The sequence below is a fragment of the Streptomyces sp. NPDC111628 genome (assembly GCF_055635195.1).
The window spans coordinates 426,305-449,454 of the sequence record NZ_JBVKBZ010000005.1 but is presented as its reverse complement, the minus strand read 5'-3'; the positions used below and the strand labels follow the sequence as shown (position 1 = coordinate 449,454).

The 23,150-nt window shown below is 75.0% G+C and carries 27 protein-coding genes; 11 read left to right on the top strand and 16 right to left on the bottom strand.

All coding sequences use genetic code 11. The features are described from left to right. Window positions 1-103 precede the first annotated feature (103 nt). From ACZ7MF_RS27905 to ACZ7MF_RS27895, 3 genes are all read right to left on the bottom strand, one after another. Window positions 104-625 (bottom strand): toxin-antitoxin system HicB family antitoxin, encoded by a 522-nt coding sequence (locus ACZ7MF_RS27905; protein WP_471480716.1) that lies wholly within the window; start codon window positions 623-625, stop codon window positions 104-106. Window positions 626-788: 163 nt separating this feature from the next. After that, the gene (locus ACZ7MF_RS27900; RefSeq protein WP_471480714.1) at window positions 789-1,412 is read right to left on the bottom strand and encodes a carbonic anhydrase; all 624 of its coding nucleotides are present in this window, start codon (window positions 1,410-1,412) and stop codon (window positions 789-791) included. A gap of 48 nt (window positions 1,413-1,460) precedes the next feature. Then, a complete protein-coding gene (locus tag ACZ7MF_RS27895; RefSeq protein WP_356862243.1) occupies window positions 1,461-1,814 on the bottom strand; it encodes an ArsR/SmtB family transcription factor in 354 nt (117 codons plus the stop codon). A gap of 258 nt (window positions 1,815-2,072) precedes the next feature. Between ACZ7MF_RS27895 and ACZ7MF_RS27890 the strand changes: the two genes are divergently transcribed. Further along, on the top strand, window positions 2,073-3,548 hold the full coding sequence (locus tag ACZ7MF_RS27890; protein WP_471480712.1) for a SpoIIE family protein phosphatase: 1,476 nt from the start codon (window positions 2,073-2,075) through the stop codon (window positions 3,546-3,548). 35 nt (window positions 3,549-3,583) lie between these two features. On the opposite strand, the gene ACZ7MF_RS27885 is transcribed toward ACZ7MF_RS27890, so the two are convergent. The 3 genes from ACZ7MF_RS27885 to ACZ7MF_RS27875 all read right to left on the bottom strand — a co-directional run bounded on the left by ACZ7MF_RS27885 (window position 3,584) and on the right by ACZ7MF_RS27875 (window position 6,106). Further along, a complete protein-coding gene (locus ACZ7MF_RS27885) occupies window positions 3,584-4,009 on the bottom strand; it encodes an ATP-binding protein (protein ID WP_356862239.1) in 426 nt (141 codons plus the stop codon). Window positions 4,010-4,117: 108 nt separating this feature from the next. Continuing rightward, a complete protein-coding gene (locus tag ACZ7MF_RS27880) occupies window positions 4,118-5,407 on the bottom strand; it encodes a phosphatase PAP2 family protein (protein ID WP_471480710.1) in 1,290 nt (429 codons plus the stop codon). A gap of 78 nt (window positions 5,408-5,485) precedes the next feature. Continuing rightward, window positions 5,486-6,106 (bottom strand): VOC family protein, encoded by a 621-nt coding sequence (locus ACZ7MF_RS27875; protein WP_471480708.1) that lies wholly within the window; start codon window positions 6,104-6,106, stop codon window positions 5,486-5,488. 130 nt (window positions 6,107-6,236) lie between these two features. Between ACZ7MF_RS27875 and ACZ7MF_RS27870 the strand changes: the two genes are divergently transcribed. After that, window positions 6,237-6,821, top strand: coding sequence for a TerD family protein (locus tag ACZ7MF_RS27870; RefSeq protein ID WP_356862233.1), 585 nt, complete (start codon window positions 6,237-6,239; stop codon window positions 6,819-6,821). 75 nt (window positions 6,822-6,896) lie between these two features. On the opposite strand, the gene ACZ7MF_RS27865 is transcribed toward ACZ7MF_RS27870, so the two are convergent. Together ACZ7MF_RS27865 and ACZ7MF_RS27860 are read right to left on the bottom strand one after the other, a co-directional pair. After that, window positions 6,897-7,628 (bottom strand): ferritin-like domain-containing protein, encoded by a 732-nt coding sequence (locus tag ACZ7MF_RS27865; protein ID WP_471480706.1) that lies wholly within the window; start codon window positions 7,626-7,628, stop codon window positions 6,897-6,899. Between the two features lie 106 nt (window positions 7,629-7,734). Then, window positions 7,735-8,397, bottom strand: coding sequence for a DNA-binding response regulator (locus tag ACZ7MF_RS27860; RefSeq protein ID WP_356862229.1), 663 nt, complete (start codon window positions 8,395-8,397; stop codon window positions 7,735-7,737). 162 nt (window positions 8,398-8,559) lie between these two features. On the opposite strand from ACZ7MF_RS27860, the gene ACZ7MF_RS27855 reads away from it, so the two are divergent. The 4 genes from ACZ7MF_RS27855 to ACZ7MF_RS27840 all read left to right on the top strand — a co-directional run bounded on the left by ACZ7MF_RS27855 (window position 8,560) and on the right by ACZ7MF_RS27840 (window position 12,180). Further along, window positions 8,560-9,417 carry an oxidoreductase gene (locus ACZ7MF_RS27855; RefSeq protein ID WP_471480704.1) on the top strand — a complete coding sequence of 286 codons (858 nt, stop codon included), beginning with the start codon at window positions 8,560-8,562 and terminating at the stop codon, window positions 9,415-9,417. Between the two features lie 284 nt (window positions 9,418-9,701). Next, the gene (locus tag ACZ7MF_RS27850; RefSeq protein WP_003975209.1) at window positions 9,702-9,905 is read left to right on the top strand and encodes a cold-shock protein; all 204 of its coding nucleotides are present in this window, start codon (window positions 9,702-9,704) and stop codon (window positions 9,903-9,905) included. 283 nt (window positions 9,906-10,188) lie between these two features. Then, window positions 10,189-11,772, top strand: coding sequence for a DEAD/DEAH box helicase (locus ACZ7MF_RS27845; RefSeq protein ID WP_471480702.1), 1,584 nt, complete (start codon window positions 10,189-10,191; stop codon window positions 11,770-11,772). A gap of 78 nt (window positions 11,773-11,850) precedes the next feature. Then, complete coding sequence (locus ACZ7MF_RS27840; RefSeq protein ID WP_471480700.1) at window positions 11,851-12,180, top strand: SCO5918 family protein; 330 nt, start codon at window positions 11,851-11,853, stop codon at window positions 12,178-12,180. 7 nt (window positions 12,181-12,187) lie between these two features. Here the strand turns inward: ACZ7MF_RS27840 and ACZ7MF_RS27835 are convergent, their stop codons facing one another. From ACZ7MF_RS27835 to ACZ7MF_RS27815, 5 genes are all read right to left on the bottom strand, one after another. Then, on the bottom strand, window positions 12,188-12,541 hold the full coding sequence (locus ACZ7MF_RS27835; protein WP_471480698.1) for a DUF952 domain-containing protein: 354 nt from the start codon (window positions 12,539-12,541) through the stop codon (window positions 12,188-12,190). Then, window positions 12,538-13,083, bottom strand: a complete 546-nt coding sequence (locus ACZ7MF_RS27830) for a hypothetical protein (protein WP_471480697.1) — start codon at window positions 13,081-13,083, stop codon at window positions 12,538-12,540. Before ACZ7MF_RS27830 ends, ACZ7MF_RS27835 begins: the two co-directional genes overlap by 4 nt. Beyond that, window positions 13,067-13,558, bottom strand: a complete 492-nt coding sequence (locus tag ACZ7MF_RS27825) for an RNA polymerase sigma factor (RefSeq protein ID WP_003975205.1) — start codon at window positions 13,556-13,558, stop codon at window positions 13,067-13,069. Before ACZ7MF_RS27825 ends, ACZ7MF_RS27830 begins: the two co-directional genes overlap by 17 nt. Before the next feature lie 62 nt (window positions 13,559-13,620). Further along, window positions 13,621-14,247, bottom strand: a complete 627-nt coding sequence (locus tag ACZ7MF_RS27820; protein WP_471480696.1) for a class F sortase — start codon at window positions 14,245-14,247, stop codon at window positions 13,621-13,623. Further along, on the bottom strand, window positions 14,244-14,639 hold the full coding sequence (locus tag ACZ7MF_RS27815; protein ID WP_471480695.1) for an LPXTG cell wall anchor domain-containing protein: 396 nt from the start codon (window positions 14,637-14,639) through the stop codon (window positions 14,244-14,246). Before ACZ7MF_RS27815 ends, ACZ7MF_RS27820 begins: the two co-directional genes overlap by 4 nt. Before the next feature lie 199 nt (window positions 14,640-14,838). Between ACZ7MF_RS27815 and ACZ7MF_RS27810 the strand changes: the two genes are divergently transcribed. Next, window positions 14,839-15,843 carry an NAD-dependent epimerase/dehydratase family protein gene (locus ACZ7MF_RS27810; RefSeq protein ID WP_471480693.1) on the top strand — a complete coding sequence of 335 codons (1,005 nt, stop codon included), beginning with the start codon at window positions 14,839-14,841 and terminating at the stop codon, window positions 15,841-15,843. Window positions 15,844-15,860: 17 nt separating this feature from the next. On the opposite strand, the gene ACZ7MF_RS27805 is transcribed toward ACZ7MF_RS27810, so the two are convergent. Beyond that, the gene (locus ACZ7MF_RS27805; protein WP_388518944.1) at window positions 15,861-16,973 is read right to left on the bottom strand and encodes a sensor histidine kinase; all 1,113 of its coding nucleotides are present in this window, start codon (window positions 16,971-16,973) and stop codon (window positions 15,861-15,863) included. Between the two features lie 2 nt (window positions 16,974-16,975). Then, on the bottom strand, window positions 16,976-17,728 hold the full coding sequence (locus ACZ7MF_RS27800; RefSeq protein WP_471480690.1) for a response regulator transcription factor: 753 nt from the start codon (window positions 17,726-17,728) through the stop codon (window positions 16,976-16,978). 114 nt (window positions 17,729-17,842) lie between these two features. On the opposite strand from ACZ7MF_RS27800, the gene ACZ7MF_RS27795 reads away from it, so the two are divergent. Genes ACZ7MF_RS27795 through ACZ7MF_RS27785 form a run of 3 tightly spaced genes read left to right on the top strand, consistent with a single transcriptional unit; the run spans window position 17,843 to window position 19,982 of the window. Then, window positions 17,843-18,559 (top strand): glycosyltransferase family 2 protein, encoded by a 717-nt coding sequence (locus ACZ7MF_RS27795; RefSeq protein ID WP_471480688.1) that lies wholly within the window; start codon window positions 17,843-17,845, stop codon window positions 18,557-18,559. Further along, the gene (locus ACZ7MF_RS27790) at window positions 18,556-19,197 is read left to right on the top strand and encodes a TIGR04282 family arsenosugar biosynthesis glycosyltransferase (RefSeq protein ID WP_471480686.1); all 642 of its coding nucleotides are present in this window, start codon (window positions 18,556-18,558) and stop codon (window positions 19,195-19,197) included. The genes ACZ7MF_RS27795 and ACZ7MF_RS27790 overlap by 4 nt, the downstream gene beginning before the upstream one ends. Next, a complete protein-coding gene (locus tag ACZ7MF_RS27785; RefSeq protein ID WP_471480683.1) occupies window positions 19,194-19,982 on the top strand; it encodes a class I SAM-dependent methyltransferase in 789 nt (262 codons plus the stop codon). The genes ACZ7MF_RS27790 and ACZ7MF_RS27785 overlap by 4 nt, the downstream gene beginning before the upstream one ends. A gap of 349 nt (window positions 19,983-20,331) precedes the next feature. Here ACZ7MF_RS27785 and ACZ7MF_RS27780 read toward each other — a convergent pair whose 3' ends face one another. Next, window positions 20,332-21,615, bottom strand: a complete 1,284-nt coding sequence (locus tag ACZ7MF_RS27780) for a molybdopterin-dependent oxidoreductase (protein WP_471480681.1) — start codon at window positions 21,613-21,615, stop codon at window positions 20,332-20,334. Window positions 21,616-21,728: 113 nt separating this feature from the next. Here ACZ7MF_RS27780 and ACZ7MF_RS27775 point away from each other — a divergent pair, with 113 nt between their 5' ends. Further along, window positions 21,729-23,105 carry a hypothetical protein gene (locus ACZ7MF_RS27775; RefSeq protein ID WP_471480679.1) on the top strand — a complete coding sequence of 459 codons (1,377 nt, stop codon included), beginning with the start codon at window positions 21,729-21,731 and terminating at the stop codon, window positions 23,103-23,105. The last annotated feature ends 45 nt before the right edge of the window (window positions 23,106-23,150 follow it).

The window sequence follows — 23,150 nt, the reverse complement described above, 5'->3', positions numbered from 1 at the left end:
TCCGTGGGGTGTCCCCGCTGGTGGGACGTGGTGTGAGCGCTGCGCTGCGTTTCTCTCGGGCGCGGGCACGGCGCGGGTGCGAGCGCCAGGGGCCGGGCCCGCCCTAGCGCACCCAGCCCGTGAAGCTCTGTCCGACGTTGCGGGCCCGCTCCGGCGGACGCGGGGCGGTGCCGCCGCCGTCGACGGCGGCCGACACGGCCCGCACCAGCCAGGCGTTGACGGACAGACCCTCGCGGCTCGCGGCCTCCTCGGCGCGCGCCTTGAGGTGGGCCGGCAGACGCAGGTTGACGCGGGCGGTGCCGCCCTCGTCGATGTCGGCGGGCGCCGGCGCCTTGAGCGCCTCGACGGGCGGGGCCGGCTCCGCGGAGCCACCGCCCTCGGTGGGCGGCGGCGTCACCACGAAGTCGGGCTCGAGCCCGCGCAGCCGTACGTCGACGGAACCGGGGGCCAGGTCGCGGGTGATCTCGTCCATCGCGGCGGAGAGCACGTTGAGCATGGTCAGCCGGGTCGCCGACTCCAGCGGAGCGATGAGCCGCTCCGCCAGTTCGCGGGCTTCGTCGCCACCGGCCTCGGCGGCCACCGCGAGTTCACGGCGGAGGGTGTCGACATACGGGGTGAGGTCCATGACGCCATGATGGCGCCACAATGGCGTCACGCGCAAGTCCGAATGGCGCCCAACCCTGGGCGACGAAATGGAAACCGCTTCGACCTGCGGAAACATTCGGGAACTCGCGTGGCGCCACCATGGTGCCACGGGGAGCACCGTGGCGGCATCATGAGCAGGGTGGCTACTCCGGGAGTCCGTGGGCCACCACGCGCTTCACCGTTCCTCCGGCCAGCCGGTAGGACAGACCGACGACCGCGCACCGGCCGGCAGCCACCTCGTTCGCCAGCAGCGCCGAGCGCCCCACCAGCCCGTCTACGCTGCGGCGGATGTGCTCGTCCACGAACTGGTCGATCTCGGTACGCCCCAGGGCGCGCGCGGCGAGCACGCTGGGGATCACCCGCTCCACCACGTCCCCGAGGTAACCGGCCGGTGCCGCGCCGCCGCGCTCGGCCTCGGCGGCCGCGGTGACCGCGCCGCAGGAGTCGTGCCCGAGCACCACCACGAGCGGTGCGCCCAGCACCTTGACGCCGTACTCGACACTGCCCAGCACCTCCGCGCCCGCCACATGGCCGGCCGTGCGCACCACGAACAGGTCGCCCAGCCCCCGGTCGAAGATGATCTCGGCCGCCAGCCGCGAGTCCGAGCAGCCGAAGAGCACCGCGAACGGATGCTGGCGCGGGGCCAGCTCCGACCGACGGTCGGCGTCCTGGTTGGGGTGCAGACGGTCACCGCTCACGAAACGGGCGTTGCCCTGCAGCAGCGCCGCGTAGGCCTCGGCAGGGGAGGAGGGGCTCAGATCAGGCATGGCTGCACGGTACTGGCCGAAGAGCCGCGGCCCGCGGAGCCCGCGGCGCTACGGCCGCTCGGGCCCCGGCTCGGGCCGGCCGGCCCGGAGGTCCGCGAGCAGTTCCGCCTGTCCGGCGAGCACACCGGACAGGATGCCGCGCGCGACCCTGAGCAGCTCGGCGATCTGCGGGCTGGTCAGGGAGTAGTACACGGTCGATCCCTCCTTGCGGGACACCACCAGGTTCGCCCGGCGCAACACCGCGAGCTGCTGGGACAGGTGGGCCGGCTCGATCCCCACCTCGGGGAGCATCTCCGCCACCGCGTGCTCGCGCTCGCTCAGCAGTTCCAGGACGCGGATGCGCGCCGGGTGGCCGAGCGTTTTGAAGAACTCGGCCTTCAACTGGTACAGCGGCGTGCTCATCGTGCCTTCGCCTTCCTCGCGCCGCGGCGGCGCGGCCCGGTCGGCCCGCCCTGGGCGCGTCGCGCCCGTCCCGTCCTCATCAGCATGCCGCCCATCCTCGCCCGAGCCACCCGCCAGGCCGAATCCGCCGGGACGAACCCGGTCGCACCGGGGCGGTGCCCGGTTACTCCGACCGGCTGCGCACGGGCGGCACGCCCCGCGCCGCCGGGCGAGGCTGGGCGGAAGGCGAACCGCACGGCGGGAGGCGAGGCACGCGTGATGGCGGAGGAACGGCGGCGCTCGCCGGACGAGCCGGCCGCGGCCGACGTGGACCCCGGCCCGGGCTTCGGGGAGGGGGCCGGGGAGGGGGCCGCAGAGGCCTCCGGCCGCTCCGGGAAGGGGCCCGCAGAGGCTTCCGGCCACGGCGCCGACGAGCCGTACGCCTCGCTCCTCGACCTGCCCCTCAGCTCCGACCTGAACCGGATCGGCGAGCAGCTGCACGCCCTGGCCCGCGCCCAGCGGACCCTCCAGGAGCTGCTCCAGGCGGTCGTGAACATCACCGGTGAGCTGGAGCTGCCCGCGGTGCTGCGTCGCATCGTGCGCACCGCGATGGACCTGGTGGGCGCCCGCTACGGGGCCATGGGCGTCCTCGACCAGGAGGGCAGGCTCCTGGCGGAGTTCATTCCGCTGGGGCTCACCACGAAGGAGCTGGCCGACCTGGAGGGGGTGGAGCTGCCGCGGGGCAGGGGCCTGCTGGGGCACCTGATCCACCACCCCGAGCCGCTGCGGGTCAAGGACATCTCGCGGCACCCGGAATCGGCGGGCTTCCCGCCCGGACATCCGCCGATGCGCAGCCTGCTCGGGGTGGCGATCAGCGTGCGCGGCCGGATCTACGGCAACCTCTACCTCTCCGAACGCAAGGACGGGCAGCCCTTCGACCGGCACGACGAGGGCGTGATCCGCGCACTGGCCGGCACGGCGGGCGTGGCGATCGAGAACGCCCGCCTCTACCAGCAGGTCCAGAACAGCAGCGAGCAGTTCCAGCGGCTGCTGCTGCCGCGCCTGCCCGACCTGCGGCCCTTCAGCGCGGGCGCGGCCTACCGCCCGGCGAGCGCGCCCGCCGCCGTGGGCGGCGACTGGTACGACGCCATGCTGCTGCCCGGCGGGGCCTGCGCGGCGGTGATCGGCGACGTCGTGGGGCACGACCTGCGGGCCGCGGCCGACATGTCCCAGATCCGCAACATGCTGCGCGCCCTGTACTACGACCCGGGCGCCGCGCCCAGCACCTCCCTCGCCCGGCTCGACCGGATCATGAACGCGGCCCTGGACGAGGCCCCGGTGGCCACGGCGCTCCTCGCACGGCTGGAGCCCGCCGACGGCACGTGGCAGCTGCGGTGGTCCAGCGCGGGGCACCCGCCGCCGCTCGTGCTGCTGCCCGACGGGCGGGTCCGCTACCTGGACGTGGAGCCCGGACTCCCCCTCGGGGTGGCGCCCGACCTGCCGCGGCCCGACCACTGCCGGCCCCTGCCGGTGGACAGCACCGTCATCCTGTTCACGGACGGACTCGTGGAGGTCCCCGGCCAGCCGCTGGACCGGGGCCTGGACGCCCTGGCCGTCACGGCCTCCCGGCTGGTGGGGCTGGAGCCCGAGGACCTGTGCCGTGCCCTGGTCGCCCACCGGCCCGGCAACGGCCACGACGACAAGGCCGTCATCGCCCTGCGCACCCCGCCCCTGACGAGCTACGGCTCCTCGTGAGGGCGGCCGGTCCGCGCCTCACACCGGTCCGCACCTCACAGCGGCAGCGTGATCCAGATGCTCTTGCCCCGGCCGTCGCCGTCGCCCCGGACCACCGCGGTACCGCCCAGGGTGCCGGTGAGTTCCATGACGGTCGCCAGGCCCCCGGTCCGGCCGGCGGTCTCCGCGCCGTGCAGCCGCGGCTGGTGCGGGTGCCGGTCGTGCACGGCGAACGCCAGGCAGTCGTCGCCGACCACGTACGTGACGGTCACCTGCTCGCTCGGCGGCGACGCATGGCGGACGCTGTTGGTGACCAGTTCGCTGAGGATCAGCAGGGCGGGTGCGACGGCGGGGTGACCCGGGTTCACGCCCCACTCGGCGAGGGCCTGCTCGGCCGTTTCCCGGGCCACGCGGACCGCCGGGGGCGCCGCGGGCAGGGTGAGCACATGCCGGTGGGGCAGGGGCTGGAGCAGGGTGCTCATCGCGTCTCCACAGGGGAACCCGGTCCGCGGCTTCCTGCGGACCCGGGGCCCCAGCATCCAACGACTTGCGAACTTTCGCAATTCAGCAGGCATGCGGCCCCGGGGCGCTCAGGCCGCCTCGAGCCGCGGTTCCGGGAGCGCCGGCGGCGCCGCCGTCACCGGTTCCCACCCCTTCGTGGTCCGTACGTAGCCGTGGATCACCGAGGCCATCGCCAGCAGCAGGAGCGGGCCGAAGACCCACGGGTGCCGGGCCATCTCCAGCGACAGGTAGCGCGTCGAGGCGAGGATCGCGGTGAACACCAGCGCCCCGTGGGCGACCAGCAGGCTTCCCGACCGGTCCCAGCCGCGGTCCAGGGAGCGCAGCCCCGCCTCGACCGTGACCGCGAACACGACGCCGGCGATGAGGTCGATGGCGTAGTGGTAGCCGAAGCCCAGCGTCGCGGTGAGCGTGGCGACCAGCCAGAACGTTCCCGCCCAGCGCAGGACGCGCGGCCCCTTCCGGGAGTGGATGAAGATCACGGTGGCCCACGCCGTGTGCAGGCTGGGCATGCAGTTGCGGGGGGTGACCCCGTCGTACGTGAACGCGTGGGGCGGGCCGACCGGCGGGAGCGTGTGGGGCCACAGGTCGGCGATCGCCCACTCCGCGCCGCCGGTGCCGAAGGCGCCCGTGCCGTAGGCGAAGACCGGTCCGACGACCGGGAAGATCATGTAGATGCCCGGCCCGAGCAGGCCTATCAGCAGGAAGGTGCGGACCAGGTGGTGGCGCGGGAACCGGCGCTCGGCGCCCACCTTGCGCAGCTGGTAGAGGGCGACGACGGCCGCGGCCACCGCGAGCTGGGCGTAGACCCAGTCCAGCAGGTGCTCACCGACCGGGCCGGTGGCCGCGACGGCCCGTCCCACCAGCCACGAGGGGTTGCCCAGCGCGTGGTCGGCGGTCGCCACGTACGGGTCGAGGACGTCCGGCCGGGTCTTGGAGGTGATCAGCAGCCAGGCGTCGCCCGTCTTGCGGCCGGCCACCAGCAGCAGGCCCAGCCCGACGCCCTTGAGCAGGAGGATCCGCTCCGGGCCGGTGCGCCGCGTCAGGGCGACGGCCCCGCAGCCCAGGACCACCCACAGCGCGCCGTTGCCGAAGGTGTGGCCGCCGGACGCGGTGGCGTCCGCCGCCCACCGCACCAGTACGACGGCGAGGTCGATGCCGACCGCGACGGCCGCCGCCACGAACCGCTGCCGCCAGGTCAGGACCACCATCGTCAGCGCCAGCCCGGCGTAGAGCAGGGGCCCCGAGGCGGGGGCGAACACCAGCTCCTTGGCCTGGTTGGTCATCGGCCCCGGCAGGCCGTAGCGGCGCGCGGCGATCTCCAGCGCGACGAGGAACGCGAGGGTCGCCGCACCCGCCACGGCCCAGAGTCTCGCCCGCGTCCCGCCCCTGGGTATTCGCGGTGTTTCCCGTGAAGACATGCACAGGAAACTAGCCCATCAGTGGCTGAGCTCCGGCTGCCAGGCGAAGCCGTCCGGGTCGGCGAACGGGCGGGTGCCGCCGGAGACGACGAGACGGTGCGAGCCGGTGCCGTCGGCGGAGACGCCCGCGACCTTGGCGAGGGCCCGGCGCTTGTAGAGGGAGAGCTTGACGGTGCCCGGGCCGGTGGCGAACTCGACGTACTTCCCGCCGAAGCTCTTGCCCACGGTGAGGCCCTGCTCGACGTAGAACCGCTTGGTGGCCTTGACGTCCTCGACGCCCAGCAGCAGCACGATCTCGTCCACGTCGCGGGTGACCGGGGCGGTGTCCTTCTTCGCCGAGGTCGCGATCTGCCAGACCGTGCCGTCCGGTGCCTGCACGACTCCGCCGTAGCCCCACAGCGACTTCGCGGCGGGCTTGAGAACGGTGGCGCCGGCGTCGACGGCGGCGGTGAACAGGGCGTCGACGTTGCCGGGCTGGGCGACGACGAGCGACAGGGTGAAGCCGCGGAACCCGCTCGTCGGGTCGTCCGAGGCGCGGAGCCGCACCCGCGATCCGTCGAGCCCGAAGGCGTCGGCGTAGAAGCGGGCGGCGGCCTCGGTGTCGGCCACCTCGAGGGTGACGGAGTCGATGGAGTTCATGTCCTAGACGGTAGGGGCGGGCGGGTCCGCGGTGCTTCTCGAAAACTGACCGGCCGCCCCGCCCTGCCGAAACGTTCCGGCGCCAGGCAGACTCTGCGGCACAGGCACGACCACGGAGGATGACGTACACATGATCACGCTCACCAAGGAAGGCGGCCCCGCGGACCTGGACGGAGTGACCCACCTGTCCATCGGCGTCTCCTGGGACCCCACCGCCGGCAGCAGCGGCGGAGTGCTCGGCAAGCTGCGGCGCAAGACCGGCACCGACCTCGACCTGATCGCCGTCGCGCTCCAGGGCGGCGACCCGGTGCGCCTCGCCGGGCTCGACTCGCTCGACCCGATGGGCAACGGCTCGCTGCTGCACAGCGGCGACAACCAGACCGGCCACGGGGACGGCGACGACGAGACGGTGACCGTCGAGTTCGCGCGGCTCCCGAGCGTCATCACCTCGATCGTGTTCGTCGCCGCCGCGTACAAGAAGGGCAGCTCCTTCCAGAAGGCGCGCAACATCAGCTTCAAGGTCTACGACGCGACCGGGGGCAGCGCGGAGCAGGTCGCCGACATCTGGCCCAGCCTGCTCAGCCAGGACAACGGCTGCGCCGTGGCCAAGGCGGTGCGGGTCGGCGGCACCTGGAAGCTGGAGGTCGTCAACGAGACGGGCAAGATCAAGCAGGGCGACGAGCACGCCCTGATGCGCTTCGCCGTCAGCAAGTAGTACGGCGGTACGGCGGTACGGCCCCACGGCGGCAGTACGGCGCCACGGCGGGCGCCCGGCCGGCGGCGCGGGTCCTCACGCGTCGCCGGACCAGGCGTCCGGCCGCGGGGTGAGCACCGCGTCGGCCACCTCGGCGGCCGAGGCCATGACGTCGGCCGTGAACCGGCGCCGGCCGACGCCGAGCCGGCGCAGCCCCGCGCCGTGGTCGGCGGCGACGACCACGGTGGCCGCGAGCAGGAGCAGCCGCCACAGGGCCATCACGGGGCGGCGCGTCACCGCGGGGAGTTCGGCCAGCGAGTGGTGCAGCCGCTCGCAGTGGAAGGGGACGTGGCGCCGCTCGTCGGCCAGGATCCGGCCCGCCACCTCCGAGGCCAGCGCGTCGTCGGTGCCGTCCCGCAGGGCCCGGTAGTAGCGCAGCGCCACGACCTCGGCGATCATCAGCACCAGCAGTTCGGTGCGCAGGCCCAGCAGCCGCCGCAGCCGTACGAAGACGGTGTCGCTCCAGTGGCCGCTCAGCGTCGGCCGGCCCCCGGCGGCCAGCAGCCGGGCGAGCAGCCGGGCGTGGTTCTGCTCCTCGGCGACGAAGAGCCGCACCGCCCGCGCGTAGTCGGCGTCGCCCGCCTCCTCGGCCTTGGCGACGAGGTTCGCGCCGTCACCGTCCTCGCCGACCTGGAAACGCTGGATGCCCGCCCACACCGCCCGGTGCAGTACGGCGCCCCGCGCCCAGTCCGGATCGCCCTGCGCCGCTCTGCGCTCCCGCTCGTCCTCGAACCGCCGTGTCCACTTGGCGAACCCGTCCGTACCCACTGCCCCGCCCCTCCCCGGGACACGGCCGCCGTGCCCTGGAAGGGGACGACGCAGCGGGGCACCGAACCGTTCCCCCGGCCGTTCAGCCGCTCAGCCGCTCGACCCGTCAGCCGCTCAGGCCGAGTTCGCCCGCGCGCACGCCCGCCTGGAACCGCGACCCGGCGTCGAGGGCGTCGAGCAGTCCGGCGACCCGGCGCCGGTAGGTGCGCAGCGACATGCCCAGCTCCCGTGCGGCGGCCTCGTCCGTGGCGCCCGAGCCCAGCGCCCGCAGCACCGTCCGGCTCCCGGCGTCGAGGTGCGGCTGGTCGCCCCGCAGGAAGGACGCGAGGTCGGTGGCCGCCTCCCAGGCGGCTTCGAACAGGGCGTGCACGCCGCCGACCAGGGTGGGCGCACCGGTCACGGTGTACGCACGCCCGCCGGGCGAGTCCGCACCGGCGAGGATCGCCCAACGCCGGTCGATGATGATCGTCTCGTGCGGCAGCGCACCGGCGGCGATCCGCACCCGGGCACCCCGGGCGGCCAGCTCGGCCAGGTGCGCCCGGCCGCCCTCGTCGGCCAGCGCGGCCGGGCTGAGCAGCTTGCGGACGTGCGCGGCACCGCTGTCCCGCACCCGTTCCTGGGCGACCTGCCGGGCGGCGGGGCGGGGCCAGGTGTCGAGGTCGCGCGCGGCACAGACGAACTCCTCCCGGACCGAGGAGAAGAGATGCCCGGCCCGGGCCAGCAACTCCGTGTCACCGTGCACCGTCATGCTCTCTGCCATCGGGGCCATACGGCCATTGTGCCGCCTACGGCCCCGGCGTCACGGGCCCCAGGGTCGCCGACGGCCGGCGGCCACTGTGCTCCGGCGGGAGGTGCCGTGCCGTGGGTGGGCGCTTGGCAGCAAGTTGCCACGGGCTCGTCGGGTGGGCGTCGCGCCGCGCAGGGTGAGGGCATGAGCAACGACTTCCGCCTCGGTGGCGACCTTCCGATCGGGCGGCTCGGCTTCGGAGCCATGCGCCTGCCCACCAACAGCTTCCACGGCCCGGCCCGCGACCCGGAGACCGGCCGCGCCGTGCTGCGCCGTGCCGTGGAACTCGGCGTCGACCACATCGACACCGCCGCCTTCTACGCCAGCGGCGACGGCTCCGTCCGCGCCAACGACCTGATCCGCGAGGCCCTGCACCCCTACCCGGACGGCCTGGTGATCGCCACCAAGGTCGGCCCGCTGCGCACCCCGGACGGGGGCCTGGAGGCGACCAGCGATCCGGGCGCACTGCGGGCGCTGGTCGAGGAGAACCTGGTGAGCCTCGGGGTCGACCGCCTCGACCTGGTCTACCTCCGCATCGGGGGCATCGAGCCGCCGCCGCACGGCGAGTCCGTCGCCGCCCGCTTCGAGGCGCTGGCCGCGCTGCGCGAGGAGGGCCTGATCCGGCACCTGGGCCTCAGCCACGTGGACGCCGGGCACCTCGCCGAGGCGCGGGCGATCGCACCCGTCGCGGCCGTCCAGAACCACTTCCACACCGACAAGCGCGACGACACGGAGGTGCTGGCCCGCTGCGAGGAGGCCGGCATCGCCTACGTGCCGTACTTCCCGCTGGGCGGGGGCCTGAGCGACCTGAGCGGGGACCGTATCGCCAAGGTCGCGGACCGGCACGGCGCCACGGTCCCGCAGATCGCCCTGGCCTGGCTGCTCGCCTCCTCGCCCGTCACCCTGGCCATCCCCGGCACGGGCTCCCCGGCCCACCTGGAGGAGAACACCGCCGCCGGGTCGATCGTCCTGACCGCCGAGGACCTCGCCGACCTCCGCTGAACCGGCCCGCACGGACGTGTCCTTTGTCTCGGTACGGGGGTTTCCGCGCCACGTACCGGCGCGGTCCGGCAGGTCGGCGGGGAGGACCCGGCGGCCGTCCCGGGAATATTCCCGCGGCGGCCGATCGGGCCAAGATTATCGCCGGCACCCGGTCGATCACGGCGTGCTACTGTCGGAGGAAGTTGCAGTTGTGGTTGCCTGAAGGTTTTTTCCGACGGGGTGATCATCGCGGCGACCGGAGTGCACACAGGGTGAACTCCGAGCACCGTACCGAAGGAGAAAACATGGCTTCCGGCACCGTGAAGTGGTTCAACGCCGAAAAGGGCTTCGGCTTCATCGAGCAGGACGGCGGCGGCCCCGACGTCTTCGCCCACTACTCGAACATCAACGCGCAGGGCTTCCGCGAGCTGCTCGAGGGTCAGAAGGTGACCTTCGACATCGCGCAGGGCCAGAAGGGCCCGACGGCCGAGAACATCACCCCGGCCTGACGCTCACGCACACCGCGCAGCTGGGGCCCGCACCTTGGGGTGCGGGCCCCAGCTCGCCGCGTTTCCGGGCGCACGGCGTCCCGTGGGGGCCACGGAAATCCCCCCGCGCATTCGACCTACCCGTGTTCCCCGTATCTCCGCGTTCCCCCGCATTCACCAATTCTCCCGGTCCGTCCGGCCCATCACGCCGAAATCGACCGGTCCGGCTCGTTCTTGCGATTCCCTGCGCCGCTCGTCCGCTGCGGGTCTCCCTTGATACGTGCCGTATCAAGGAAGGTTCCCCATGAACCGCGCACGCACCAACGACCGACGACGCGCCGGCGACGGTCCCCGTCGCTCCCGTTCGGCCGGCCGCCCCCAGAACTCCGGCCGCCGTCCGGCCGCCGCGCCCCAGGGCGGCGAGTTCGCCCTGCCCAAGACCGTCACCCCGGCGCTGCCCGCCGTCGAGACCTTCGCCGAACTGGACCTGCCGGCCCGCATGCTGACCGCGCTGGGCGACCAGGGCGTGACCGTGCCGTTCCCGATCCAGGCGGCGACCCTGCCGAACTCCCTGGCCGGACGCGACGTGCTCGGCCGCGGCCGCACCGGTTCGGGCAAGACGCTCGCCTTCGGCCTGGCCCTGCTGGCCCGCACGGCGGGCAAGCGCGCCGAGCCGCGGCGTCCGCTCGCCCTGGTCCTCGTCCCCACCCGGGAGCTGGCCCAGCAGGTCACCGACGCGCTCACCCCGTACGCCCGCGCCGTGGGCCTCAGGTCGGCCACCGTGGTCGGCGGCATGTCCATCGGCCGGCAGGCCGGCGCGCTGCGCTCCGGCGCGGAGGTCGTCGTCGCGACGCCCGGACGGCTCAAGGACCTCATCGACCGCGGCGACTGCGCCCTCGGCGACGTCACCATCACGGTCCTGGACGAGGCCGACCAGATGACCGACATGGGCTTCATGCCGCAGGTCACCGCCCTGCTCGACCAGGTGCAGCCGGACGGGCAGCGGATGCTGTTCTCGGCCACCCTGGACCGCAACGTCGACAAGCTGGTCCGCCGCTACCTCACCGACCCGGTGGTCCACTCCGTCGACCCGTCGGCCGGTGCCGTCACCACGATGGAGCACCACGTGCTGCACGTGCACGAGGACGACAAGCAGCGCGCGACCATCGAGATCGCGGCGCGCGACGGCCGGGTCATCATGTTCCTGGACACCAAGCACCGGGTGGACCGGCTGGTGAAGCACCTGCTGAAGAGCGGGGTGCGCGCCGCCGGCCTGCACGGCGGCAAGTCCCAGCCGCAGCGCACCCGGACCCTCGCCCAGTTCAAGGACGGGCAGGTGACGGCGCTGGTGGCGACCAACGTCGCGGCCCGCGGCATCCACGTCGACAACCTCGACCTGGTCGTCAACGTGGACCCGCCCGGCGACCACAAGGACTACCTGCACCGGGGCGGCCGTACGGCCCGGGCCGGCGAGTCCGGCAGCGTCGTCACCCTGGTGACGCCGGACCAGCGGCGCGAGATGACCCGGCTGATGTCCTTGGCCGGTATCACCCCGCAGGTCACCCCGGTCCGCGCGGGCGAGTCGGAGCTGGCGCGCATCACCGGTGCGCAGGCCCCCTCGGGCGTCCCCGTCGTCATCGCCGCACCGGTCGTGGAGCGCCCCCGGCGCGCCGCCGCCGGCGCGGGGTCCTCGTCCCGCGGCCGCCGCGGCCGTTCCGCGCAGGGACGCAGCGGCGGACAGGGGGCCGGCACCCAGGCCCGTACCGGCGCCGCACAGCCCCGCACCGCCGGCCAGGGCCGCGCCGCCCAGGGGCGGCCCACCGGCGAGTCCCCGCGCCGCAGGCCGCGCCGCCAGTCCACCGGCGGCTCGACCGGCTCGGCGGCCTAGGACACCCGCCCCGGGTTCGGACCCGGTCCGGACCCGGGTCCTGACCCCACCCGCTCCATTCCGCTCGTTGGAGGCATCATGCGCTGTGTCATCGCCCGGTATCCGTTCGACCTCACCAAGGGCGGGGTGCTGGACTCGATGAAGGGCGTCACGCCCGAACCCGTCACCGGTGAGTCCGTGACCATCGGCCGCCGCCGCTACCCCGTCAAGCAGGTGGGCGAGGTCGTCACCCGGCAGGACCGGCGCGATTTCAGCGGCGGCGAGGTGACCCGGGCCATGGCCCGCCTCGGCTTCACCTGCCACCCCGCCCCCGGCGCCGAACCCGCGCCGTCGGCGCCCGCCACCACGCCGGTCGAGACGGCGTCCGCGCTGCTCGGCGGCACCGTCAGCACCCCGCAGGAACTCTGAGGCCGGATCAGAACAGGCCCGTCGCCCGGCCCCCGTCGTCCCAGCGGACCTCCAGCACGCGCTGGACGGCCGCACGGTCGAGGGGGCCGAACACGTGCGGGAAGAGGGTGCCCCCGGCGACACCCGGCGGCGGCGCGGGTGCGGCAGCCTCCCACCCGCACCTCGCGGTGAGCCGGTCCTCGTCGACGAGCAGGGCCACCAGCGGCCGGGGCGCGTCGCGGTAGAAGGCGTTGACGACGGCGAGCGTGGTCTCCTCGTCGGGCGAGCAGTGGACGAACCCGTCCTCCGTGAGGGAGGCGGGCGCGTACGGCCGGCCCGGGTCGGCGTTCCACTCGGCCAGCGGCACCACGTGGTAGATCATCGCCCCGTTGTAGCAGCCGTTCCGTCCGTGGCAGGCGTGGGCACCACGGTGCCGGGCGCACTCGACGGTGCCCGCCGCGCGGGCGGATCGCTCGGCTCGGCCGACGGTTCGGACGACGACGGCGTGGACGGCGACGGCTCGGACGGCGACGGCGTGGCACCGGTCGGCGCGGATTCCTCGGTCGGCAGTGCGGGGCCCGGGCCGGGCGCCCGGGTGGAGTCGCTCGGCGGCGCCGGACTCGGTGTGGCCTCCGGCGTGGGGGCGGCCGGGGCGGGCGCCATGGGCGGCGTCGGACGCGCGGGCGGTGCGGGGGCCGCCCAGTTCAGCGGCAGCGCGATCAGGGCGGCGGCGGCAGCGGTCGCGGCGGCACCGGCGGCGGCGCGCAGCAGGCGCCGCCGGGACGCGGCCCGGCGGATCGCCTCGTAACGGCCCGGCGGCGGGCCCAGGAAGTCGGCGCCCGGACGCAGCACGACCAGCAGCGGATCGTCGCCGTCCCGTTCGAATCCGGGCTCGTCCATCTCGTCCTCAAGGCGTGTGGTCAAGGCTTCTCCTCAGATGGACGCGGAGCAGTTCGCGGGCCGCGTGCAGGTCGGCCTTGACGGTTCCCTCCTTGCGTCCGGTCAGCACGGACACCTCCCGGATCGGCATGTCGGCGTAGTAGTGGAGCAGGATCGGCACGCGCAGTCGCTCCGGCAGCGACTGTACGAGCAGCCGCACCGAGGGGTCGGCCTGTTCGGGGTGCGGGCGCACGGCGACCTCCGCGGTGACCCGGCGCACCGCCCGGCGCTCGCGCTCCAGCTTGCGCCAGTGGTCGCGGACCAGGTTGGCGGCGGTGACGTAGAGGAAGCCGCGGGGTTCCTCCACGGACGTCCAGCGGGCCCAGAGCCGGGTGAACGCCTCGGAGGCGATCTCGTGGGCCGTCTCGTCGTCGTCGACGAGCCGGCGGCACCAGCCGGCGAGGCGCGGATACAGGGCGGCGAACAGCTCGGACGCCGCCCTGTCACGGGACCGTTTCAACGCTCTCCATGGTCGTGAGGGTAATGCGGTGCGCGCACCGAGGCCCCTGCCGGGGCCTTGTCCTAGGCGCCCTTGGTGGCGCTCAGTCGGGCGAAGACGATCACGTTGTCCCGGTACTCCGCGCCGTCGCGCGGACCGCCGCAGGTGATGAGCCGCAACTCCGGTCCCGTCACGTCCCCGTAGACGTCGTCCGTCGGGAAGTCGGCCTTCGCCACCGTCCGTACGGCGTTGACCGTGAACTCGGCGGCGGTGCCGTTCTCCAGGCGGGCCTCGATCCGCTCGCCGCGGTGCAGCCGGGCGAGGTGCCGGAAGACCCCGTCGCCGTACCTGCCCACCGTGACGTGGCCCAGGAGGACCGAAGGACCCACCTGCCCCGGCGTCGGCGAGTGCCGGTACCAGCCGGCGCGGTCGTCGTCCGTGACGGGCGGGACCTCCACCGTGCCGTCCGCGGCCAGCCCGAGACCCGTCACCGGGGTGTCGACCCCGATGGCGGGGATGCGCAGCCCCACCGGCTCCGAACGGGCCAGGGGCTGCACCGGCTTGGCGGGAGCCTGCGCGGGCGGTGCCGCGGCCGTCGCGGGCGCCGGCCGGTCGGGTGTCGTGTCGCCGTCCCCCTGGCCGCCGCCGCAGCCCACGAGCAGCGCGGCCAGCGCGGCGGTCGCGAGGGTGCGGCCGGGGCGGGGGATCATGCGCCGGTCGCCGCCGCCCGTCGACGGCGTACGACGAAGAGGACCGCTCCGCCCGCGAGGAGCACCCCGCCGGCACTCGCGCCGATCAGCCCCTCGTCGGTCCCCTCCGGGTCCGAGGGCCCGGCCACTCCGGTGTCGGCCGCGCCCTCCGGTACGACGGAGACCTGGCCGTCGGCGGGCACGGGGGACGGCACCTCGGTCGGCTCGGCGGCGGGGGCGCTGACGGACGGCGCGGGTGCGGGGGTCGCGTCGCGCGGTCCGGTGCCGGGGCTCGGGGCGCTCTCGGCGGGGGCGGAGGGGACCGGGCTGGGGTCGTCGGCGAACGCGGTCCCGGTGCCCGCCAGTACGGCGGTGCAGGCCAGGGCCACGGCGGTGAGGATGGTTCGGCGCATCGGGTCGCTCTCTCTCGTCGTCGGCGCACCACGTGGGGGTGGTGATGCGGGTCGGACGGAGAGACGAGGCGGGGGACGGCCGGGTTGTAAAGGAATGGCAAAGTCGCCTCGGGTCCGCGGCCGTCCCGCTTCTTACGGACCCGTGACGTGCGGGTCGGCACACCCGGCCCGGCGCCTGCCCGGGCCTAGCGTGTCGGACATGCGCGTACTGGTCACCGGCAGTGCCGGTTTCATCGGGTCCCATGTCGTCGAGGCCCTGCGGGAGCACGGGCACGAGCCCGTCGGCTACGACGTCCGCGAGGACCCCGGCGCCGACGTGCGCGATCCGGCGGCCCTCGCGCGGGCGCTCGCCGGAGTGGACGCCGTGTGCCACCAGGCGGCGATGGTCGGCCTCGGCAACGGGTTCGACGACGCGGCGGAGTACGTCTCCCGCAACGACCTCGGCACCGCCGTCCTGCTCACCGCGGCGGCCGGGGCGGGCGTGCGGCGGCTGGTGCTCGCCGGGTCGATGGTCGTGTACGGGGAGGGCCGGTACGCGTGTGCGCAGCACGGGGTGGTGCGGCCCGGTCCGCGCGCCGTCGCCGACCTGGACGCCGGCCGGTTCGAGCCCACCTGTCCTCAGTGCGGCGCGGACCTGGCCCCGGGGCTGGTCGCCGAGGACGCCCCGGCCGACCCGCGCAACGTGTACGCCACGACCAAGCTGGCGCAGGAGCACCTGGCCGCCGCCTGGGCCCGGACGACCGGCGCGACGGCGGTGTCGCTGCGCTACCACAACGTGTACGGCCCCCGGATGCCCCGCGACACCCCGTACGCCGGGGTCGCCTCCTTCTTCCGCTCCGCGCTGGCCCGCGGTGAGGCGCCGCGCGTCTTCGAGGACGGCCGCCAGCGCCGGGACTTCGTGCACGTGCGGGACGTGGCCGCCGCGAACGTCGCCGCGCTGGAGTCCGCCCGGCCGCCTCGGGGCGTCCTCGGCGCCTACAACACCGGCAGCGGTGAGCCGCACACGGTGGGCGAGATGGCCACCGCCCTGGCCGCCGCGTACGGCGGACCCGAGCCCGTCGTCACCGGCGAGTACCGCCTGGGCGACGTCCGGCACATCACCGCCGACTCCGCGCGCCTGCGGACCGAGCTGGGCTGGCGTCCCCGGGTCGGATTCACCGAGGGCATGCGGGAGTTCGCACGGGCGGGCCTGCGGGGAGAGTGACCTCTGGCCCCCGGTCCTCAGGCCTCCGCCGGCGGCAGGGTCACCTCGAAGCGGCAGCCGCCGGGGATGTTGCGGACCGTGGCCCGGCCCCGGTGGGCCTCGACGATGCCGCGGACGATGGCGAGGCCCAGACCCGCCCCGGCCGGGGGCGTACGGGCGTGGGTGCCGCGCCAGCCGGTGTCGAAGACCCGCGGCAGGTCCTCCTCGGGGATGCCGCCGCAGCCGTCGGTCACGGAGACCACCACGCCGTCGGCGGACCGCTCGGCGGCGACCGCGACCGTGCCGTCGGCCGGGGTGCGGCGGATCGCGTTGACCAGCAGGTTGCCCAGGACCCGGCTCATCTCCTTGCCGTCCACCTCGACCGGTACGGCCGCCACGGCGTCGCCGACCAGCCGTACGCCCCGCTCGCGCGCGAGCGGGTCCGCGCCCGCGAGGGCGTCGCCGACCAGGTCGTAGAGCGAGATGCGGGCCGGGGCGAGGACGAGGGTGCCGGCGTGGATGCGGGAGAGTTCGAAGAGGTCGCCGACCATGTCGTTGAGGCGTTCCACCTCGGCGCGGATCTGCCGCAGGTAGCGGTCGGGGTCGGCGGCGACCCCGTCCTCCAGCGCCTCGGACATGGCGCGCAGCCCGGCCAGCGGGGTACGCAGGTCGTGCGAGATCCAGGCGACCAGCTCGCGCCGGGAGGTCTCCAGGGCGCGTTCCCGCTCGCGGGACTGGGCGAGCCGGGCGCTGGTGGCCGCCAGTTCGCGGCTGAGCGCGTCCAGTTCGGCGGTGGCCGGGGTGCTGGGGGCGGCGTAGTCCCCGTCGTCGCCGAACGAGCGTGCCGCGGCCGCCAGTTCGCGGCTGCGGGCGACCACCCAGCGGCCCAGCAGCAGCGCGGTGGCCAGGGAGACGACGGCCGCCATCGCCACGACGGTCGTGACGACGGACAGGTCGTGCGGGGACAGGAACATCGCCCAGGCGACGGCCAGCGTGCCCGCGAGCATCGCGAGGACGGCGACCGCGGCCACCACGGCGAGGGACGCGGTCAGTGAGCGCCGCCGGATCAGCCGCAGCACGGCCGCGCCCACCAGACCGGTGGCGGCGGCGCCCGCGAAGGCGTAGAGGGCGATGAGGAGGGTGGCGTGCACGGTCAGTCCGCCTCCCGGCCCGCGGGGTCGAAGCGGTAGCCCACGCCCCACACCGTCTGGATCAGCCGGGGCCGGGCCGGATCGTCCTCGACCTTGCCGCGCAGCCGGCGGACGTGGACGGTGACGGTGGACAGGTCCCCGAAGTCCCAGCCCCACACCTCGCGCATCAGCTCCTCCCGGGCGAACGCCCGCCCCGGATGCCGCAGGAAGAAGACGAGGAGATCGAACTCGCGCAGGGTCAGGGCCAGTCCGGCGCCGTCCTTGGTGGCCCTGCGGGCGGTCGGGTCGGCGGTCAGACCGGCCGCGGACGGCGGGCGCGGTGCCGGGGCGGGCCGGGTGCGGCGCAGGACGGACTCCACCCGCAGCACCAGCTCCCGCGGGCTGAACGGCTTGGTCACGTAGTCGTCGGCGCCGACCTCCAGTCCGAGGACGCGGTCGTCCTCGTCGCCCCGGGCGGTCAGCATGATGACCGGCACGGGCCCCTGGCTCCGCAACCGACGGCACACCTCCAGGCCGTCCATGCCGGGCAGCATCAGGTCCAGCACCACCAGGTCGGGCCGGTGCCCGGCGGCCCGAGCGAGCGCGTCCGGACCGTCCCCGGCCCGGTCGACACGGTAACCGGCCCGGTCGAGATACCCGGCCACGACCTCCGCGACGGTGGGATCGTCGTCCACGACGAGAATCCGCGCGGGGCCGTCCGGGGGTGCGTCGGGGGACGTGTCCGTCGGAGCGGGCTCGTGGGGCTGCTGGTGCATGCAGCCAGCCTCGCACCGTCGCCTCGCCGGCGGCCCTCCCGGGCGGGGCCGGGTGCGCGACGTCCGTGTTTCGTAAGGAGTGGAAGCCCGATTCGTCCGGTTCCGGTTCGTAGGGTGAACGCCGTGACCACCTCGCCCGCTCCCGACGTCGACGTCGTACTCCCCTGCCTGAACGAGGCCGAAGCCCTCCCCTGGGTCCTGGCCCGTGTCCCGGCCGGCTGGCGTGCGCTCGTCGTCGACAACGGCTCCACCGACGGCTCGGCGGACCTCGCCCGCTCGCTCGGCGCCACGGTCGTGACCGAGCCGCGCCGCGGTTTCGGCGCCGCCTGCCACGCCGGACTGAGAGCCGCGACCGCCGACGTCGTCTGCTTCTGCGACTGCGACGCCTCCCTCGATCCGTCGCTGCTGATCCCCTTCGTGGACGAGGTCCGCGCCGGGGTCTGCGACCTGGTGCTCGGCCGCCGACGGCCGCAGACCAGGGGCGCCTGGCCCGCGCACGCCCGCGCGGGCAATCTCGCCCTCGCCCGGATGCTGCACCGCCGCACCGGCCTGCGGCTGCACGACCTCGGCCCGCTGCGCGCCGCCCGCCGCGAACGGCTGCTCGGCCTCGGCCTCACCGACCGGCGCAGCGGCTACCCGCTGCAGATGGTGGTGCGGGCCGCCGACGCGGGCTGGCGGATCACCGAGCACGACGTCCCGTACCTGCCCCGCACCGGCGCCTCGAAGGTGACCGGGACCTGGCGCGGCACCTGGCACGCGGTACGGGACATGCGCCGCGTGCTGGCCGAGCCGCCGGCCCGCGGCCAGATCCGTGAGGGGAGCCCGAGGTGACCGCCACGACCACCCTCCTCGTCATCGCCAAGGAACCGCGACCCGGCCGGGTCAAGACCCGGCTCACCCCGCCCTTCACGCCCGCCGAGGCGGCCGCGCTGGCCGAGGCGGCCCTCGCCGACACCCTGGCCGCCGTGGCCGCGACGCCCGCGCGGCGCCGGGTCCTGGTGCTCGACGGCGCCCCGGGCCCGTGGCTGCCGCCCGGCTTCGACGTCGTACCGCAGATCGCGGGCGGGCTCGACGAACGGCTCGCGGACGCCTTCGCCGGGTGTGCGGGGCCCGCCCTGCTGATCGGGATGGACACCCCGCAGGTGACGCCCGACCTCCTCGACGTGGACTTCCGCGACTGCGACGCGTACTTCGGCCCGGCCGAGGACGGCGGCTTCTGGGCACTGGGCCTGGCCCGGCCCGAACCCGCGCTGCTGCGTGGGGTGCCCATGTCGACGCCGGTGACCGGGGCCGTGCAGCGCGAGCGGCTCCTGACGGCGGGGCTGCGGGTGCGGGAGCTGCCGCCGCTGCGCGACGTCGACACCGCGGCCGACGCCCGCGCCGTCGCCGCCCTCGCCCCGGGCGGCCGGTTCGCCGCCCGGCTGGCGGCCTGCGCACCGGCCGCGGACCGGCGGCGGGCGAGCCGGTGAAGGGCGCCGCGCGACTCGCGCCCGGCAGGCCGTCCCCCGCCCCCGCCTGGGAGACCTCCGACCCCTACGCCGCCGCCCTGCGGTCGGGACACGGGCCGCTGTTCCTGCGCCGCACCGACGGCTGGCTGCTGCCGCTGGAGGTGGAGCGCTGGTGCGCGCGGGCCGACGCCGTCGACCTGGACGTCCTCGACCGGTGCGAGGGGGCCGTGCTCGACGTGGGCTGCGGCCCCGGCCGGCTGGTGGCCGAACTCGCCGCCCGGGGCCGCACCGTCCTCGGCATCGACGTCAGCGAGGCCGCCGTGTCCCGCACCGTGGGGCTCGGGGGGCAGTCGCTGCGGCGCTCCGTGTTCGAGCCGCTGCCCGGCGAGGGACGCTGGGACACCGTGCTCCTCATGGACGGCAACGTCGGCATCGGCGGCGACCCCCACGCCCTGCTCGGCCGCGTCGCCGCCCTGCTCGCGCCCGGCGGTCTGCTGATCGCCGAGACGGCCCCGGCCGACGTCGACGAACGCGTCCACGTGCAGCTCGTCGACGTCACCGACGGCCACGCGGCGCCCGGCAGCCCCTTCCCCTGGGCGCGGATCGGCACCCGCGCCCTGCTGCGCCGCGCGGGCGCCGCCGGCTGGCGGACCGCCGGTCAGTGGACCTCGGGGGAGCGCCGCTTCGTCGCGCTGCGCAGCAGCCGCAGGGCGAGCAGCAGCGCCGAGCCGCCGAACAGCGCCGACGTGATCAGCAGCCAGCGGGTGAGGAAGCCGTCCGCCGACAGCCCGGTGACCCCCGCGTAGCTCGCGTCGACCCGGCCGCCGATCAGCGGGAACCACACGAGCAGGAGCAGCCCGGAGAAGGCCGCGGGGAACCGGACGTACGAGGTCCACTCCCGGTGGCGGGCCGCGCCGAGACCGCCCGTGACCGCCCGGTCCAGCACCGCGTACAGCGGCAGCAGCACCAGGTCGTGCAGGAGCGCCGCTCCCACGAACCAGAGGACCACGCCGAGCCAGTCGCCGGCGAGCAGCCGCACGCCCGCGTAGCCCGCGAGCGCGAAGGAGCAGGCCAGCAGGAGGATCTGGAAGGGGCTGCCGACCACGCGCCGCGGCGCCGACGGCCGCCCCGGCCGCGACGGCCTGCGCACGAGCTTCATCGGAGGTCTCCGAACGTCATCCGCGCCACCCACTTGGTGTTCAGCACGCCGGGCGCGGCGGGCACGATGATCCGGGCCGGGTGGCCGTGGTCCGGGCTCAGTTCCTCGCCGTTGACGAACAGGGCGAGCAGGGAACGCGGGTCGGCCACCTGGTTGGCGCGCAGGGCCCCGCTGCGGAAGGCGCCGCGCCGCTGGAGGGACTCGACGAACACGTCCGGCGGGTCGTCCTCGTGGCCCACGCGGGCGGCGAGGTCCCGCAGCCGCACGCCGCGCCACCACTGGTCGGACGTCGACCAGCCCTCGACGCAGGCGATGGGAAGGGCCACGCTGTGCTGCTCCATGGCGAGCAGCTCGGCCCGGCTGAACCGGACGGTCCCCGAGCGCCCGGTGACAACGAGCCGCCAGGTGTCCTCGCCCGTCTCGGCCGGGTCGATGCCCACGTGGGCGGCGGTCTTGTTGATCTGGAACCCGTTCGGCCCGCCGCCCGGTTCGGGCCCGCCGTGCGGGGAGAGCACGGCCGTGGCCCGCAACGGCCCGTCGAAGCTGCGCCCGGCGTTGGTGGCGAACATCAGCAGTGAGCCGCCCCCGACGAACCACAGCGCCCCGCGCCGCGTGACGGTGGGCGCGGCCGGGCGCGGGGAGACCAGGTCGTCCAACTCCTCCCGTTCGCCCCGCTCCTCCCGCTCCTCGCGCTCCTCCCGCTCCTCGCGCATCGCCCGGAGGTTGCGCAGCGCCTGCGGCGTCTTCAGCACGGCGTGGGCGACGAACGCGGCGAAGAAGACCCAGGCACCGTAGAAGTGCAGCGGGTAGAAGGAGCCGGGAAACAGGTACTCCAGCTGGATGTTGAGCACGCCGGTCACGAACTCGAACAGCGCGCCCCCGACCAGCAGCAGCAGCGAGATCCGCTCCAGCGCGTGGGCGAGCGAGCGGACCGGCGGCAGCGTGAACAGCCTCGGCACCACCGACCACAGTTTGGCCAGCAGCACCGGGATCAGGGTCAGCCCGAGAGTGACGTGCACGCCCTGGGTGAGCCGGTACAGCCAGGGCGGGTCGGTCGGCCAGGCGAAGAGGTAGAAGCCGAGGATCCCCTTGTCCGGGGTCTTGTCGTTGACCGGCGCCAGATCGGGGTTGTAGGCGGCGTAGGACACCAGTCCCGTCACGAACAGCACCGTGATGCCGACGAGCAGGACGAGGCCGAGCACCGAGGTGAACCGGGGGCCGCGCAGCGGGCTGCGCCAGAAACCCGGGGAGGAGGGGAGCCGTGGGGCGAGGTCGCGCATGTCCCGACCGTAGGCCGGGACCGGCCGCCGGAACGGTCCGCGACCCATGACGAAACGCTGACGTCCGCCGTGCGCACCGCCCGTCGTGTGATCTCCCGGCCTACGGTGCCGGGGTGACCGAGACCCGCCCGCGCGCCGTCCCGCGCGACCTGTACGCCGCAGCGGCCGCCGTGCTGCTCGTGACGGCCGCCGTCCTGGTCGGCCGGTACGTGTACACCTACGACGACCTGATCGTCGGCTGGCCGCCCCTGCTGGGCCGCTGGGACCCGCACCTGGGCCCCGGCACCCCGGCGGCCGTCCTGGTGGCGGTGGGGGCGGTGGCGTACGGCCCGGCCGTCGCCGCCCGGCTGCCGTGGCGCGCGCTGCTGCCCGCGGCCTGGGGCACGGCGATGGCCTGGACCTGGTCGCTGGCCCTGGTCGACGGCTGGGAACGCGGCATCGCCGGACGGCTCACCACGCGCCAGGAGTACCTCTCGGTCATCGACCGCTGGCACGACATCCCCGCGACCCTGCGCGACTTCAACGGGCACATCCTGCTCCACTCCCCCGACAACTGGCCCGCCCACGTCGCCGGTCACCCGCCCGGGGCCACGCTCGGCTACGTACTGCTGGACCGGATCGGGCTCGGCGGCGGGGGCTGGGCCGGGGCCCTGACCATCACGGTGGGCGCGACGGGCTGCGTGGCGGTGCTGGTCGCGGTGCGGACCCTGGCGGGCGAACGGCTCGCCCGGCGGGCGGCGCCGTTCCTGGCCCTGGCACCGGCGGCGGTGTGGATGGGCACGTCCGCCGACGGCTGCTTCGCGGCGGTCGCCGCCTGGGCGGTGGCGCTGCTGGCCCTCGCGGTCACCGGGCGCTCGCTGTGGTGGGCGGCGGGCTCGGGGCTGCTCTTCGGGCTGACCTGCTATCTCTCGTACGGCCTGACGCTGTTCGCGGTGGTCGCGGCGGCGGTGCTCCTGCTCGGCCGGCGCGGGGTGCGGGCGCGGCCGGTGCTGTTCGTGCCGCTGCTGGCGGGGGCGGCGGTGGTGCCGGTGGCGTTCACGGCGGCCGGGTTCGACTGGTGGGAGGCGTACCACCTGCTGGTCACCCGGTACTACGAGGGCGCGGCCGGTGTCCGCCCCTACGCGTACTGGGTGTGGGCCAACCTCGCCTGCACGGTGCTCATCACGGGCCTGGCGACGGTGGCGGGACTGCGGCGGGCCGGGGGCGTACTGGTCCGGCGGCGCGCCGAGGGCGTGCGGGCGGACAAGGTGGGGGCGGACGAGGGGCGGGCCGGGGAGGTCCGTCTGGCGGTCCTCGTGGCCGCCGGGCTGCTGGCCCTGCTGGCCGCCGACCTGTCCGGCATGAGCAAGGCGGAGACGGAACGCATCTGGCTCCCCTTCGCCCTGTGGCTCCTTGCGGCCTGCGCGTTCCTCACCCGGCCGCGCGGCTGGCTGACGGCGCAGGCGGTACTGGCGCTGCTCCTGAACCACCTGGTGGCGACCGGCTGGTGAACACACGAAGGGCCCGCACCGTGCGGTGCGGGCCCTCGACACGCG

Excerpts from the sequence above, each read along its gene's own strand:
- ACZ7MF_RS27890 (WP_471480712.1), top strand. The coding sequence starts at position 2,073 with ATGGCGGAGGAACGGCGGCGCTCGCCGGACGAGCCGGCCGCGGCCGAC.
- ACZ7MF_RS27905 (WP_471480716.1), bottom strand. The coding sequence starts at position 625 with ATGGACCTCACCCCGTATGTCGACACCCTCCGCCGTGAACTCGCGGTG.
- ACZ7MF_RS27835 (WP_471480698.1), bottom strand. The coding sequence starts at position 12,541 with ATGATCTACCACGTGGTGCCGCTGGCCGAGTGGAACGCCGACCCGGGC.
- ACZ7MF_RS27855 (WP_471480704.1), top strand. The coding sequence starts at position 8,560 with ATGAGCAACGACTTCCGCCTCGGTGGCGACCTTCCGATCGGGCGGCTC.
- ACZ7MF_RS27800 (WP_471480690.1), bottom strand. The coding sequence starts at position 17,728 with ATGCACCAGCAGCCCCACGAGCCCGCTCCGACGGACACGTCCCCCGAC.
- ACZ7MF_RS27870 (WP_356862233.1), top strand. The coding sequence starts at position 6,237 with ATGATCACGCTCACCAAGGAAGGCGGCCCCGCGGACCTGGACGGAGTG.
- ACZ7MF_RS27810 (WP_471480693.1), top strand. The coding sequence starts at position 14,839 with ATGCGCGTACTGGTCACCGGCAGTGCCGGTTTCATCGGGTCCCATGTC.
- ACZ7MF_RS27850 (WP_003975209.1), top strand. The coding sequence starts at position 9,702 with ATGGCTTCCGGCACCGTGAAGTGGTTCAACGCCGAAAAGGGCTTCGGC.
- ACZ7MF_RS27780 (WP_471480681.1), bottom strand. The coding sequence starts at position 21,615 with ATGCGCGACCTCGCCCCACGGCTCCCCTCCTCCCCGGGTTTCTGGCGC.
- ACZ7MF_RS27815 (WP_471480695.1), bottom strand. The coding sequence starts at position 14,639 with ATGCGCCGAACCATCCTCACCGCCGTGGCCCTGGCCTGCACCGCCGTA.
- ACZ7MF_RS27860 (WP_356862229.1), bottom strand. The coding sequence starts at position 8,397 with ATGGCCCCGATGGCAGAGAGCATGACGGTGCACGGTGACACGGAGTTG.
- ACZ7MF_RS27875 (WP_471480708.1), bottom strand. The coding sequence starts at position 6,106 with ATGAACTCCATCGACTCCGTCACCCTCGAGGTGGCCGACACCGAGGCC.
- ACZ7MF_RS27900 (WP_471480714.1), bottom strand. The coding sequence starts at position 1,412 with ATGCCTGATCTGAGCCCCTCCTCCCCTGCCGAGGCCTACGCGGCGCTG.
- ACZ7MF_RS27895 (WP_356862243.1), bottom strand. The coding sequence starts at position 1,814 with ATGAGCACGCCGCTGTACCAGTTGAAGGCCGAGTTCTTCAAAACGCTC.
- ACZ7MF_RS27820 (WP_471480696.1), bottom strand. The coding sequence starts at position 14,247 with ATGATCCCCCGCCCCGGCCGCACCCTCGCGACCGCCGCGCTGGCCGCG.
- ACZ7MF_RS27885 (WP_356862239.1), bottom strand. The coding sequence starts at position 4,009 with ATGAGCACCCTGCTCCAGCCCCTGCCCCACCGGCATGTGCTCACCCTG.
- ACZ7MF_RS27840 (WP_471480700.1), top strand. The coding sequence starts at position 11,851 with ATGCGCTGTGTCATCGCCCGGTATCCGTTCGACCTCACCAAGGGCGGG.
- ACZ7MF_RS27845 (WP_471480702.1), top strand. The coding sequence starts at position 10,189 with ATGAACCGCGCACGCACCAACGACCGACGACGCGCCGGCGACGGTCCC.